This window comes from Burkholderia sp. CpTa8-5 (assembly GCF_017815045.1).
Taxonomy (GTDB): Bacteria; Pseudomonadota; Gammaproteobacteria; order Burkholderiales; family Burkholderiaceae; genus Burkholderia; species Burkholderia sola.
Genome location: NZ_JAGIQD010000005.1, coordinates 55500 through 69648, shown reverse-complemented (window position 1 = coordinate 69648; position 14149 = coordinate 55500). Strand labels below are relative to the sequence as shown.

Annotated in this window: 13 protein-coding genes; 8 read left to right on the top strand and 5 right to left on the bottom strand. The window is 65.9% G+C overall.

The features are described from left to right. The first annotated feature begins 139 nt into the window (after positions 1-139). The 5 genes from J8I35_RS10145 (at position 140) to J8I35_RS10125 (ending at position 4515) form a co-directional block, all read left to right on the top strand. Positions 140-916 (top strand): ABC transporter substrate-binding protein, encoded by a 777-nt coding sequence (locus J8I35_RS10145; RefSeq protein WP_089489349.1) that lies wholly within the window; start codon positions 140-142, stop codon positions 914-916. 88 nt (positions 917-1004) lie between these two features. Then, positions 1005-1661, top strand: coding sequence for an amino acid ABC transporter permease (locus tag J8I35_RS10140; RefSeq protein ID WP_050011016.1), 657 nt, complete (start codon positions 1005-1007; stop codon positions 1659-1661). After that, complete coding sequence (locus J8I35_RS10135; protein ID WP_050011017.1) at positions 1658-2413, top strand: amino acid ABC transporter ATP-binding protein; 756 nt, start codon at positions 1658-1660, stop codon at positions 2411-2413. The genes J8I35_RS10140 and J8I35_RS10135 overlap by 4 nt, the downstream gene beginning before the upstream one ends. Further along, positions 2410-3705 (top strand): FAD-binding oxidoreductase, encoded by a 1296-nt coding sequence (locus J8I35_RS10130; protein ID WP_209925220.1) that lies wholly within the window; start codon positions 2410-2412, stop codon positions 3703-3705. Before J8I35_RS10135 ends, J8I35_RS10130 begins: the two co-directional genes overlap by 4 nt. A 78-nt stretch (positions 3706-3783) precedes the next feature. Next, positions 3784-4515 (top strand): class I SAM-dependent methyltransferase, encoded by a 732-nt coding sequence (locus J8I35_RS10125; protein ID WP_209925219.1) that lies wholly within the window; start codon positions 3784-3786, stop codon positions 4513-4515. A gap of 24 nt (positions 4516-4539) precedes the next feature. On the opposite strand, the gene J8I35_RS10120 is transcribed toward J8I35_RS10125, so the two are convergent. Next, on the bottom strand, positions 4540-5961 hold the full coding sequence (locus J8I35_RS10120; protein ID WP_209925217.1) for a cytochrome c peroxidase: 1422 nt from the start codon (positions 5959-5961) through the stop codon (positions 4540-4542). Between the two features lie 96 nt (positions 5962-6057). Continuing rightward, positions 6058-7731 (bottom strand): alkaline phosphatase family protein, encoded by a 1674-nt coding sequence (locus tag J8I35_RS10115; protein ID WP_209925215.1) that lies wholly within the window; start codon positions 7729-7731, stop codon positions 6058-6060. Positions 7732-8132: 401 nt separating this feature from the next. Here J8I35_RS10115 and J8I35_RS10110 point away from each other — a divergent pair, with 401 nt between their 5' ends. After that, on the top strand, positions 8133-8990 hold the full coding sequence (locus J8I35_RS10110; protein ID WP_209925213.1) for an EamA family transporter: 858 nt from the start codon (positions 8133-8135) through the stop codon (positions 8988-8990). Positions 8991-9060: 70 nt separating this feature from the next. Here the strand turns inward: J8I35_RS10110 and J8I35_RS10105 are convergent, their stop codons facing one another. From J8I35_RS10105 to J8I35_RS10095, 3 genes are all read right to left on the bottom strand, one after another. Beyond that, a complete protein-coding gene (locus tag J8I35_RS10105) occupies positions 9061-9552 on the bottom strand; it encodes a hypothetical protein (protein WP_063772871.1) in 492 nt (163 codons plus the stop codon). Beyond that, positions 9549-10262: a M35 family metallo-endopeptidase gene (locus J8I35_RS10100; RefSeq protein WP_124554253.1), complete on the bottom strand. Its 714-nt coding sequence runs from the start codon at positions 10260-10262 to the stop codon at positions 9549-9551. The genes J8I35_RS10105 and J8I35_RS10100 overlap by 4 nt, the downstream gene beginning before the upstream one ends. A gap of 309 nt (positions 10263-10571) precedes the next feature. Next, on the bottom strand, positions 10572-11045 hold the full coding sequence (locus J8I35_RS10095) for an Lrp/AsnC family transcriptional regulator (protein WP_050011023.1): 474 nt from the start codon (positions 11043-11045) through the stop codon (positions 10572-10574). A 322-nt stretch (positions 11046-11367) separates the two neighbouring features. Here J8I35_RS10095 and J8I35_RS10090 point away from each other — a divergent pair, with 322 nt between their 5' ends. Next, a complete protein-coding gene (locus J8I35_RS10090) occupies positions 11368-12753 on the top strand; it encodes an amino acid permease (protein ID WP_209925211.1) in 1386 nt (461 codons plus the stop codon). Between the two features lie 46 nt (positions 12754-12799). Next, positions 12800-14002 (top strand): amino acid aminotransferase, encoded by a 1203-nt coding sequence (locus J8I35_RS10085; protein ID WP_124554254.1) that lies wholly within the window; start codon positions 12800-12802, stop codon positions 14000-14002. Positions 14003-14149: the final 147 nt, after the last annotated feature.

Genomic DNA, 14149 nt, shown 5'->3' with positions numbered 1-14149 from the left:
CGATATCGCATCATATCGTATCGAATATCGATACGCAAAAATCTGTTTGCGATGTTTTTGATTCGTTTTAAGATCAAGTCATCGTCGCAGTGTCGATCAGCGACCGGCCGGCGCCCGGATTATTCGAGAAGGAGTCACCATGGTTCCGTTCATCAAGCGGTTCGGCGCACTGGCCGCCGGTTTCGCCATCTGTATCGCACTCTCCACGGCATCGGCGGGCGCCGTTGCGGCCGAGCCCACGCTGAAGGTCGGCGCGACGGCCACCGGCGTGCCGTTCACGTTTCTCGACGTCAAGAGCAATTCGATCCAGGGGATGATGGTCGATGCGATCACGGCAGCCGGGAAGTCGGCCGGGTTTCGCGTCGACGTGCAGCAGACCGTGTTTTCCGCGCTGATCCCGTCGCTCACCACGCAGAAGATCGACATCATTTCGGCCGCGATGCTGAAGACGCCCGCGCGCCAGCAGGTCGTCGATTTCTCCGACACCGTCTACTCGTTCGGCGAAGGCCTGATCGTGAAGGCCGACGATCCGGGCCGCTATACGTCGATGGACGATTTCAAGGACCAGGTGGTCGGCGCGCAGGTCGGCACGGCGTTCGTCGATGCGCTCAACAAGAAGGGCATCTTCAAGGAAGTCCGGACCTACGATTCGATCGCCGACATCATGCGCGACGTCGCGCTCGGGCGCATCAAGGCCGGTTTCGCCGACCAGCCGATCGTCGCGTACCAGATCGAGCACGGCGTCAATCGCCAGGTGCGGCTCGTGCCCGAATACCAGAGCGTCGTGAAGGGGCAGGTGTGCTTCATCGTGCGCAAGGGCGACACCGCGACGCTCGAACAGCTCAACGGCGCGATCCGCAAGATGAAGACCGACGGCACGCTGCAGCAGATCCTGCAGAAGTGGCACATGAGCTGAGCGTCGGCATTCGCTTCCCGACCGGTATCGCCCGCGCGTCGCGGGCATCCATCGCGGCGCGCCGTCCGGACGTCGCATAGGAGATCTCATGTTTTTTCAGAACGCGATCGATTTCCTGCCGATCCTGCTGAAGGGCGCGGTGGTCACGATCGAGATCACCGCTTGCGCGTTCGTGCTCAGCTCGGTGCTCGGGCTGATCCTCGCGCTGCTGAAGGTGTCGCGCAATCGTGCCGTGTCGACCGCCGGCAGCACGATCGTCAACGTGATCCGCGGGCTGCCGATCATCGTGCAGTTGTTCTACATGTACTTCGTGCTACCTGATCTCGGCATACAACTATCGGCGTTCCAGGCCGGCGTGCTCGGCCTCGGCATCGCGTATTCGGCATATCAGGCCGAGAACTTCCGCGCGGGCATCGAGGCGATCGACCGCGGCCAGATCGAAGCCGCGCACGCGATCGGCATGCGCGGCCCGATGATCATGCGGCGCGTGGTGCTGCCGCAGGCGTTCCGCATCGCGCTGCCGCCGTACGGCAACACGCTGGTGATGCTGCTGAAGGATTCGTCGGTCGCGTCGACGATCACGGTCGCGGAAATCACGCGCGCGGGCCAGTTGATCGCGTCGTCGACGTTCCAGAACATGAGCGTCTACACGCTCGTCGCGCTGCTGTATCTCGCGCTCGGCCTGCCGCTGATGTTCGGCGTGAACCGGCTCGGCAAGCGGCTCGCACTGAGGAGGGGCGCATGATCCGGATCGATTCGATACACAAGCGGTTTCAGCAGCACGCGGTGCTGAAGGGCGTGAGCCTCGACGTGCAGGCGGGCGAAGTCGTGTGCCTGATCGGGCCGTCCGGTTCCGGCAAGTCGACCGTGCTGCGCTGTATCAACGGCTTCGAGACGTACGACGAAGGGTCGATCACGATCGACGGCGTGAAGGTCGACGCGCATTCGAAACGGATCCACGAACTGCGGATGCGGGTCGGCATGGTGTTCCAGCGTTTCAACCTGTTCGCGCACCGCACGGCGCTCGAGAACGTGATGGAAGGGCCTGTGCACGTGCGGCGCATGCCGGCCGCGCAAGCGCGCGAGCAGGCCCGCGCGCTGCTCGACAAGGTCGGGCTCTCGCACCGGATGAATGCGTATCCGTCGGAACTGTCGGGCGGCCAGCAGCAGCGCGTCGCGATCGCACGCGCGCTCGCGATGGCGCCGCAGGCGATCCTGTTCGACGAGCCGACGTCGGCGCTCGACCCCGAGCTCGTCGGCGAAGTGCTCGGCGTGATGCGCGGGCTCGCGCGCGACGGGATGACCATGGTGGTCGTCACGCACGAAATGGCATTCGCCCGCGAGGTGGCCGATCGCGTGTGCTTCCTGCACGACGGCACCATCTGCGAAAGCGGGCCGGCGCGCGACGTGCTCACGCAGCCGGCCCATCCCCGCACGCAGGAATTCCTGCGCCGCCTGCTGGCGTCGGACGGCGCCGACCACCCGGATCGAACATGAGCGCAACGCACGCGGCACCCGGATGGCCCGATTCGCTGTGGGCAGCGACCGCCGCGCCGGCGACCGATACGCCCGCGCTCGACACGTCCGTGTCGTGCGACGTGGCGATCGTCGGCGCCGGCTTCACGGGCCTGTCGACCGCACTTCACCTGGCCGAACGCGGTGTGAACGTCCGCGTGATCGACGGCGCGCAGCCGGGCTGGGGCGCATCGGGCCGTAACGGCGGGCAGGTGATTCCCGGGCTGAAATACGACCCGGACGAACTGGTCCGCCGATTCGGCGACGAGGCCGGCGAGCAGCTTGCCGGCATCGTCGGCGGTGCGGCCGATACCGTGTTCGACCTGATCGCGCGGCACGGAATCGACTGCGATGCGCGTCGGGCCGGCTGGATCCAGCCGGCGCCGACCGCCGCGATGCTCGACACGGTCGCACGCCGTGCGCAGCAATGGGCGGCGCGCGGCGCGCCGGTCGACGTGCTCAGCCGCGACGACGTCGCGCGGCGGCTCGGCACGCCGGCGTATGCGGGCGGCTGGATCGATCGCCGCGCCGGCAGCGTGCAGCCGCTCAGCTATACGCGCGGCCTCGTGCGCGCCGTGCAGGCGAGCGGGGCTGTCGTGCACGGCTTGACCCGCGCCGTCGGACTGACGCGCGCCGACGGCCGCTGGCGGATCGCGACGTCCGGCGGCGCGACGCTGTCGGCCGAGCGCGTCGTGATCGCGACCAACGGCTACACGGACGGGCTGTGGCCCGGCTTGCGTCAGTCGGTGATCGCCGCGAACAGCTTCATCGTCGCGACGGAACCGCTCGCGCCAGCGCTCGGTCGCGACATCCTCGCCGGCGGCGAGGTCGCATCGGATGCGCGGCGTCTGCTGCTGTACTTCCGCCGCGACGCGGCCGGGCGCCTGTTGATGGGCGGCCGAGGCCCGTTCGCCGACCCGCGCGCGCCGAGCGACTGGCGCCATCTCGAACGCGCGACGACGCTGTTGTATCCGCAACTGAAGGGTGTCCGGTTCGACTACCGCTGGGCGGGGCGCGTCGCGATCACCGCGGATTTCCTGCCGCACGTGCACGAGCCCGCGCCGGGCGTGACGATCGCGCTCGGCTACAACGGCCGCGGCATCGCGATGGCGACGACGCTCGGCAAGCATCTGGCCGCGCATCTGTCGGGCGATGCGCAACTGCCGCTGCCGTTCCGGGTCACGCCGATCCGGCCGATCCCGTTGCACGGGCTGCAGCGCTTCTATATCGCGGCCGGCGTCGCCTGGTATCGCTTGCTCGACAGCCTGTCCTGACGCAAGCGTGACGGCAGTCGCCATTCGTCGTCCGATCGGGCAGAATCGGCCTGCCCAGTGTCGACCGACGGATGCCGCATGACCGAACCGAACGAACCGCCCGGCCGCCGCGCGTACGCGAGCTTCGCGCAACGCTATGCGGATCTCGCGCCGACGAAGGCGCACAACGCCCTTTACGAGCGTCCGGCAACGATGGCGCTGCTCGGCGACGTCGACGGCCTCACGGTGCTCGACGCCGGCTGCGGGCCCGGCATCTGCAGCGCGCATCTCGCCGGTCGCGGCGCGACCGTGCATGCGTTCGACGTGACGCCGGAGATGGTTGCGCTCGCGCGAACGCGCTGCGCGGGCCTGCCGGTCGACGTCAGGGAAGGCGATCTCGAAGCGCCGCTCGCGTGGCTGCCCGATGCGTCGGTCGACAAGGTGCTGTGCTCGCTCGCGCTCGACTACGTGGGCGATCTCGCGCCGACGCTGCGCGAATTCCGGCGCGTCGCGCGTCCGGGAGGAACGCTCGTGTTCTCGATGGCGCATCCGATGCGCGACTGGATGGACGAACGCACGCGCGGCGACGGCACGTACTTCGACACGTCGCGCTTCGGTTTTCACTGGTCGGGGTTCGGCGAACCGAGGCCGTACGTCGAAGCGTGGCGGCGGCCGCTCGCCGACATCCTGAACGCGGTCGCCGACGGCGGCTGGCGGCTCGACCGCTTCGTCGAACCGAGGCCGCTGCCGGAGATGAAAGCCGTATCCGAACGGCTTCATGCGGAGCTGTCGCTGGCGCCGGCATTCCTGTGCATCCGCGCGCGCTGCTGATGCGGCGCGGCGCGCGGCCGGCGCTCAGTGCTGCGCGGGCGCGTCCGTCAGCGTGCCGAGAAACGCTTCGATATCCTTGATGTCCTGCGCCGTCATCGCAGGCTTGTCGCCCGGCTTGCGATCGAACGGCGCGTCCGTCACGTCGACGTTCGCGCGATATTTCGGCGGGATGTCGTCGTATTCGTCGACCTTGCCGTCCGCACCACGCGAATAGAACTTCTGCGGCGAAATGCTGCGCTCGTTGTAGAACGCCATCACCTGATCGAGCGTGTGGAACACGCCGTTGTGGAAGAACACGTGGCGCGTCGCCGAATTGCGCAGCGTCGGCGTCAGGAACATCCCGCAATACTGCGTCTGGTCCTTCAGGTCGTCGCGGAACGGCCCGCACACGCCGAGATCGTAGAACGCCGGGTTGCGGTTCTGCGCGAGCGCCCGGTTGCGCGGCGCGCCGAGCGCCTCGTACTGGTAATCGGTAAACATCGGCGGCAGCCCGTCCTTGCCGGGTTTCGACAGGTGGCAGCCCGCGCAATTCGCCTTGTCCGGATCGTTGAACAGGCGCAGCCCGCGCAGTTCGGCCTGCGTGAGGCGCGCGCGGCCTTCGAGCCAGCGGTCGTACTTGCTGTCGTACGGATGGAACGACGGATCCTCGACCTGATAGCGCGCGATCGCGAACATCGCCTCCGACACCGCGAGCTGCGGGGCGGAGAACACGCGCGGCCCGAACAACTGCTCGAACTGCGCGCGATGCGACGACTGCGCGAGCTTGCGGGCGACATCGTCGACGCTCGCGTTCGCCATCTCGACCGGATTCAACAGCGGGCCGAACGCCTGCTGTTGCAATGTATCGGCGCGGCCGTCCCAGAACATCCCGCCTTGCGGCACGAGTTGCGGCGCGGCCGACGTACCGGCCACCTTCTGCGCCTTGACGACGCCGGCCGCCGCCGTCGCCTGCTGCGCGACGCTGGGCGCCGCGTCGTTCTCGCCGGCATCGGGGCCGATGCTGAAGTTCGGCTGGCGGTACAGGTACATCAGCGACGGCGGCGGACGATAGCCCTGCTGCGTCATCGCGAGGCCGCCCGGCTGCACGTCGAGTGCATTCGGCGGGCCGTACGCATGATCGGGGCTGTGGCACGACGCGCACGACTGCTTGCCCGACGCCGACAGCGACGGATCGTTGAACAGCGCGCGCCCGAGCTGCGCGACCGCCGACAGCGGCTGCGCGGCGGGCCGCTGCAGCACGACCGGATGCGGGTTCGCGCCGGTCCAGTCGGCGACCACGGTGCCGATCGCCGTCGGCACCCGCGCGGGAAACGCGACGGCGAACGCGCCATAGCCGAGCACGGCCGCGCCGAGCGCGAACGCCGCGCGGCGCAGCAGGCGGGAGCGAGCGCGCGGCGCGGGCGTGCCGGCGGCATCGGGAGACGGAAACGCGGGGCGAGCTGTCATGCTGTCGGTCGAAAAAACGGGCGTCGCACGAAGCGACGCGTTGAAATGGAAACGGCCGGCGCGTGATGCGCCGGCCATGCGGTCAGGCCGTGACGGTCAGATCGCCGGGGCCGCGCTCAATGCGGTGCCGAGCGTCGGGTCGAGATACAGCGGCGTCGTGTTCGGCTTCGACGTGAAGTCGAACAGGTTGCGCAGGTCGCCGGCCGTCGCATCGAACGAACCGCCGCCGATACGCTGGCCGCCGAGCCAGTTGTCCTCGATGAAGCGCACGACGGACGCCTGGTCGAGCATCGTGTGATCGACGTAGTTCTGCTTCGCGTACGGCGAGATCACGACGAGCGGAATGCGCACGCCCGGGCCGCAGCGGCCGTTCACGGTCGCGCCGTTCACGCCGGTGGTGCCGCCCGTGCCGCACTTGCCGGCGCCGTTGAGCTGGTCGACCGGGTCCGACGACGCGTGCGTCGGCGGCGTGTACACGTGGTCGTACCAGCCGTCCGAGTCGTCATAGGTGACGATCACGGCCGTGTTCTGCCAGTCCGGCTGCTGCTGCAGGAAGTTGACGACCTTCGTCACGAACGCCTGCTCGTCGAGCGGATCCGAGTAGCCCGCGTGCCCGTCCTGCGCGGCCGGCGCCTTCAGGTAGCTGACCGACGGGAAGTTGCCAGCCTTCACGGCGGCGAAGAAGTCGTCCGTGTCGTACTGGTGGTTCGCCGGTTCGGCCGTCTTGCCGTCGGTCTCGACGCTCGAGCCGATCGCCGCGATCGAACTCGGGCGCGTGTGTTGCGGGTTCGCGGTCGACGCGTAGTACTGGAACCAGTTGTGGTGCGGGATGTAGTCGGCCGTCGCGGCATTCACGGCGGTCGCGACCGTGCTGCGCGCGCAGCCCGTCGTGCCGTTGCCGTTCGTCGTCGACAGGTTGAAGCCGCCCATGAAGCCGCCCCACGTGATCTTCGCGGCGTTCAGCAGGTCGCCGATGTTCTTGCCGGTCATCATCGCCTGGTCGGTCGTGCTCGAACACACGTCGAAGCCCGGGTCGACGTCGTTGATCATCGTGAGGCCGCCCTGGCCGTCATTGATGTAGTACGAGCTGGCGGCGAGCGTCGACGGCTGCTTCGACGTCTTGACGATCTGCATGCCGTTGGTCTGCCCCGCGACGACGTTCAGCGCGCCCGGCGTCGACGGGCCGTAGACCGTCGTGAACGTGTTGTCGCTCATCGCGAAGCGCTGTGCGTAGTTCCACAGCGCGGTCACCGTGTTGCCGTCGAAGTAGCCCATCACCTGGCCCTTCGTGCCGAATGCGCCGGCGCCGCCGGACGAGCCCTTGCCGGTGTATTTCGGGAATAGATCCGCAAGACCGTTGTCCTCGGCCTGCTGTTCGGCCGTGTACGCGTGGTTCTGGTCAGCGGTCGCGGCCTGCGTGCGGTCGAGACGGAACGGGTTCGCCGCGTCGGTGCCGTTGGCCGTGTTCGTGAAGTTCGGGTTCGCGGTGAGCAGCGTGCCCGTCAGGCCGTTGGACGTCGGCGTGCCGGACTTCGCGGTGAACGCCGGTTCGCCCGACGGGTTCGTCGCGTTCGGATAGGTGCCGAAGTAGTGGTCGAACGAGATGTTTTCGCCGTAGATCACGACGACGTGCTTGATCGGCGTGGCGGTCTGCAGCGCATCCTGCGACGACACGGCGGGCGTCGGCGTGGAATCGTCGCTGCCGCCACAGGCGAACAGCGCCAGCGCTGCGGCTGCGCAGGCGGTGACGAGCAAGGCTTGACGGAACATCGGGAAACTCCAGGGTAAGGTCTTCGATGGTGGAGAACGGCCCCGTCGCCGTGTCGGTTCGGCGCGAAGCTCGTGAGGGAGCACGCGCATTGGAACAGCCGCGTATGAAAATATGGGGACGGAGTGTTTTCGTGACGGTTGCGCTCCGGTATCGGTTTCATTACGGTGCGGCGCGAGGCGAAAGAGAACGGAAAGGGGCGGACCGCCCGCAATCTCGCGTCACATGTCGCGGCTTGGCGGCTGCTTGCGGCGCAAGCGATGCGGGGCGGGCGATGGAGAGCCGGCGGCCGGATCGTTGACGGCGCGCCGTGCGTCGCTTTTTTGACAATCCGGTGACGCATTCATACGATGGACGCCTGCCGCGCACCGCGCGGCCTCCGACCCGTCAGCGAGGTTTCAGCGTGCCGATCCCCGTTCTGTTTGCCGTTCTGTGCGCGGCATTCCTGCATGCGTCATGGAATGCGCTGGTGCGCAGCAGCGGCGACCGGCTGCGCTCGGCCACGGTGCTGCAGATCGCGATCGGGCTGTTCGCGCTGCTGTTCCTGCCGGCTGCCGCGCCGATCGCGCCGGCGAGCTGGCTCTGCGTCGTCGCGTCGGCCGTGATCCACGTCGTCTATACGCTGCTGCTCGTCCGTGCGTACGAGCACGGCGACCTGAGCGTCGCGTACCCGGTCGCGCGCGGCACGGCGCCGCTGCTCGTCACGCTCGGCGCGGCGGCGTTCGCGGGCGAGCACCTGAACGTCGGTGCGCAAGGCGGGCTGCTGCTGATCTGCGCGGGCATCCTGGCGATCGGGCTGGATCGCGGGCGCGGCGCGAAACACCGGATGATGCAGGTGCTGCCGACCGCGTTTGCGACTGGCGTGTCGATCGCCGCGTACAGCGTGGTCGACGGGATCGGTGTGCGCGAGAGCGGCAGCACGGTCGGCTATACCGCGTGGATGTTCGTGCTGACGGGCGCACTGATGGCCGTGTACTACCGGCTGCGGGCGGGGCCGCTGCGGTTGACGCAGGCGGTCGGCGAAACCGCGAAGGCTGCCTGCGGCGGCGTGTTCGCGGCGCTCGCGTACGGCATCGTGATCTGGGCGATGGACCGTGCGCCGATGGGGCCCGTGTCGGCGCTGCGGGAGACGAGCGTGGTGTTCGCGGCGCTGATCGCGCGCGTGTATCTCGGTGAGCGGCTGACGCCGCGCCGGGCGGCAGGGTGCACGGTGATTGCTTGCGGGGCGTTGTTGATCAGTGCGTTCGAGGCGGTGCGGTGAGCAAACGCCAAGATGGCCCCGTTCGGACGCCGTGTACGTACGCGCGCAGCCGACAAATCGTCATTGCCCCTCACAGAATCGCCTTGCTTCGGGGCGTAACGCGCGGGTCGTCGCAAAGCCTTTGACACCCGCCTCGGCAAAGGGGGGTTAGCTCGATGTCGATCTGGTACAGGGTTAGTGTTCCGTCGCTGTTCCGCACCATGGCATCGGTGAAAGTTTTTTTGTCGATGATGATGTGTTCGTTCCTGATTCCAAGTTGCTTCAGATATTCGCTCGCGATCTTGGCTCGCTCGGTCTTCAGGCGCTCGCGGTTCCGTTCCGTCGTATATGCACCGGATATGACAACGGCCTGAATTTCTGCATCCGGCCATTTTCGCGCCTCGATTACAGCATTTGCGATTTTCAGCCTGTCAGCATTGGTCACGTCGACGCTGTTGAGCGGTAACGGGATTCGCACCGATTCCCCAATCGTGCATGCATGCGCTGGAAAGATGCCGGCGCATGCCGACAGTGCAATCACCCGTGAGATACCGGAAAATACGGCTTTGATATGGACTCTCATTCCATGATTCTCTTGTCGAAGGTTGCGATGTATCCCGTAATACTGTCCGCATTTCTAATGGCGACGTCGGCATTGCTTTCTGCAAAAGCCCTTAGCCCTGATTCTGTGTCGGAATATATGATGTCGTCGGAATTGAATGTGTCGACATAGTGCGTGCATTCATGGATCAGTGTTTTAACCTTTGATGCCGTCCATAGGTCTCCGTTTGAAATTGTGCAGAATTTTGAATAGATGGCGATGATCCGTTTCTCAGAGTCCGGCTTGCATACCCCTGCGATGTTGTTACCGCTGTCGGGCACTACACTGCAGGTAAGACGTCTGTTCATGGAGTCGTCCCATCGAACGATCTTCTCCGGCACGAGCTCCCGCATCGCATTAAGTAGTCTAGGCAAGCCAGCGGCAAGGACTGATCTGACATCATTGTCGGAGCGGCCGAAGTAGAGTCGAGCCCGCGCTTGTTCAGCCTTGTCCCAAGCTGTGACGCCCTCAATGCGCTGTAGTATTAGAGAGATTGCTGCATCACGAGCCTTCATGATCAGCTTTCGGAATTCTCTGTTACTCATATTCGAGCATATGGGAGTCGTGTTGATTGACACATACACCATTGAGCCGGGGTTGGTATTGGTGATGGCGCCGGAATGTACCAAAACCCAATTCTCACTGTCGTCAATGTCGAAGTCGTACGGTTTTTTGTCGAAAAAATTGGTCATCCGTCAGCACCCCTTTACATGGATTCTCAAGGATCAAGCTGAGTTCTTGAGGAATGCTCTAGGGTCGCCAGAAGGGCGATTATTGTCCATCGGACGTATTCGAAATTTTGATTGAATCCGCCCGTGGCTCGTAGCGGGCCGCGCGCATACGAACATGAGATCGTAGCGCTCGATGCAATGCGGATGAGCTGCGAGGTGTGCTACGCGAGGTGGGAATAGGCCGACGAGGGATTCGAGCCTATTCGGGGCGACCACGTGCTGCGGATGCCGGGCGCGCGAATGGCGCCGCCGAGAATCCACGTGTGAAGGTCAGCCCTCGACCGGCATCGCACTCGTGCACTTGATCTCGTCGAGGCACACGCTCGAATGCACGCCGCTCACGCCGGGAATGCGCATCAGCGTCTCGAGCAGGAACCGCGACAAGCCCTTCAGATCGTGCGCGACGACCTTCAACACGTAGTCGATGTCGCCCGTCACCGAGAAGCACTCCTGGATCTGCGCAAGATCCGACACGAGCTTCTGGAACTTCGACAGGTCGCGGATATGCCCGCGCTCCATCGTCACGTGCACGAATGCGGTCACACCGAAACCGAGCGTGTCGGGGCACAGCCGGGTTTCGTAGCGGCGGATCGCGCCGATCTCCTCCAGCCGGCGGTGACGTCGCAGCGTCTGCGCGGGCGACAGCCCCACGGCCTTTGCCAGATCGAGGTTCGACGCGCGGCCGTTCTCCTGCAGCACCGACAGCAACTGACGATCGATACGATCGAGAACCGGGTCAGGCATTTTTGTTTCCTCATTCGTCTCCCGGATGCAATCTTATCTCATAATGTAGGGTTTGCATGAGCGGGTTACGCAACCCGATTTCGCGGTCGCGACGCTAAACTGACGCCGGATTTTCGTGTGCGGCCGCAGCAGTGCGGCGTGAGCGGGCGAGTCGGCGGCCAGTCTGACCGGCGCGCTGACGCGAATCGGTTGCCGCCGCACGCGAAAATTGCAGTCCCCAACCCGGCGCCCCCACGAACGGCCGCCGGCACAGCAAAACAGCGCCCGGCACACCGAGGCGCGCCGCACCGCTTCCGGCGGAGGCGGGCAGAATGGAGAAGACATGGTTTCTGGAAACGAGAGCGACGGCCTGAAGCGCGGGCTGAAGAACCGGCACATCCAGCTGATCGCGCTCGGCGGCGCGCTCGGCACGGGGCTGTTCCTCGGCATCGCGCAGACGATCAAGATGGCCGGCCCGTCCGTGCTGCTCGGCTATGCGGTGGCCGGCATCGTCGCGTTCTTCATCATGCGCCAGCTCGGCGAGATGGTCGTCGACGAGCCCGTCGCCGGCTCGTTCAGCTACTTCGCGAACAAATACGTCGGCCACTTCACCGGCTTCCTGTCCGGCTGGAATTACTGGGTGCTGTACATCCTCGTCAGCATGGCCGAGCTGTCGGCCGTCGGGATCTACGTGCAGTACTGGTGGCCCGGCGTGCCGACCTGGGTGTCGGCGCTGGTGTTCTTCGTCGCGATCAACCTGCTGAACCTGGCCAGCGTGAAGTCGTACGGCGAGACGGAATTCTGGTTCTCGATCATCAAGGTCGCCGCGATCGTCGGGATGATCGGCTTCGGCGGTTGGCTGCTCGTGAGCGGCCATGCCGGGCCCGAAGCGAGTGTCGCGAACCTGTGGCAGCACGGCGGCTTCTTCCCGAACGGCGTGTCCGGCCTTGTGATGTCGATGGCCGCGATCATGTTCTCGTTCGGTGGGCTGGAGTTGATCGGCATCACCGCGGCCGAAGCCGACGATCCGAAGCGCAGCATTCCGCGCGCGACCAACCAGGTCATCTACCGCATCCTGATTTTCTACATCGGCGCGCTGGCCGTGCTGCTGTCGCTGTATCCGTGGCAGAAGGTCGTCACCGGCGGCAGCCCGTTCGTGCTGATCTTCCACGCGCTGAGCAGCAACCTGGTCGCGAACGTGCTGAACGTCGTCGTGCTGACGGCCGCGCTGTCGGTCTACAACAGCGGCGTGTACAGCAACAGCCGGATGCTGTTCGGCCTCGCGCAACAGGGCAACGCGCCGAAGGTGCTGTGCTCGGTCAACAAGCGCGGCATCCCGCTCGCCGCGCTCGGCGCATCGGCGCTCGCGACCGGCGTGTGCGTGCTGGTCAACTACTTCATGCCGGGCAAGGCGTTCGAGGTGCTGATGGGCCTCGTCGTGTCGGCGCTGATCATCAACTGGGCGATGATCACGGTGATCCACCTGAAGTTCCGCCAGGCCAAGCGTGCTGCCGGGGAGCAGACTTCCTTCCGCAGTCTGGGCTATCCTTTCACGAATTACCTGTGCCTGGCGTTCATGGCCGGCATTCTCGTCGTGATGTACCTGACGCCGGATCTCCGTCTGTCGGTGTACCTGATCCCGGTATGGCTCGCGGTGCTCGCGATCGGGTATCGCTTCCGTCAGAAGAATGCCGGCTTTGCGGTGCACGACGCTGCGTCCGCACGCTGACGCAGGCCACGACCGACCATTCTTCCAAACGAGACCGATTCAAGCCATGTTCGAACACATCGACGCGTACCCGGGCGACCCGATCCTGACGCTCAACGAGAACTTCCAGAAAGATCCGCGCGACCAGAAGGTCAACCTGAGCATCGGGATCTATTTCGACGCCGAAGGCCGGATTCCGGTGCTGGGCGCCGTGCGCGAAGCCGAAACCGCGCTGCAGCGCGACAGCGGCCCGAAGCCGTACCTGCCGATGGTCGGCTTGGCCGCGTACCGCGACGCCGTGCAAGCGCTGGTGTTCGGTGCGGATCACCCGGCCCGCGCGGCCGGCCGCATCGCGACGCTGCAGACGCTCGGCGGCTCGGGCGCGCTGAAGGTCGGCGCCGATTTCCTGAAGCGCTATTTCCCGGATTCGCAGGTGTGGCTCAGCGATCCGAGCTGGGAAAACCATCGCTTCATCTTCGAGCGCGCCGGCTTCACGGTGAACACGTATCCGTACTACGACGAGGCCACGGGCGGCCTGAAGTTCGACGCGATGCTCGCGGCGATCGACGCGCTGCCGGCGCGCAGCATCGTGCTGCTGCACGCGTGCTGCCATAACCCGACCGGTGTCGATCTCGACGAAGGCCAGTGGGAGAAGCTGATCGACGTGATCGAGGCGCGCGGGCTGCTGCCGTTCGTCGACATGGCGTACCAGGGCTTCGGCGCGGGCCTCGACGCGGACGCGTTCGCGGTGCGCGAACTGGCCCGCCGCGGCGTGCCGACGCTCGTCGCGAACTCGTTCTCGAAGAACTTCTCGCTGTACGGCGAACGCGTGGGCGGCCTGAGCGTCGTCTGCGAGGACGCGGCCGCGGCCGAGCGCGTGCTCGGCCAGCTGGCCGGCGCCGTGCGCTCGAACTACAGCAACCCGCAGACCTACGGCGCGAAGGTCGTCGCGGCCGTGCTCGGCACGCCGGCGCTGCGCAAGCAGTGGGAAGAGGAGCTGTCGGCGATGTGCCGCCGCATCGCGCGGATGCGCCAGTCGATCCACGACGGCCTGCGCGACCACGTGAGCGGCGAAGCGCTCACGCGCTACGTGAAGCAGCGCGGGATGTTCACGTACACGGGCCTGACCGAAACGCAGGTCGACGCGCTGCGCGAGGTGCACGGCGTATACATCCTGCGCTCGGGCCGGATGTGCGTGGCGGGCCTGAACGACTCGAACGTCGGCATCGTCGCGGACGCGATCGGCAAGGTACTGAAGAGCGGCGTCTGAACGCGGCGCGCCCCGGCGCGCAACGCTGAAGAACCGGCTGTTTCCCGTCGCGGGAACAGCCGGTTTTTTGTTGGGCGGCCGTCATGTGCGAGGCGCGGATGACGCACGGGCAGGCGCGGCGGTACGATCACGGGATCGTACGCAATG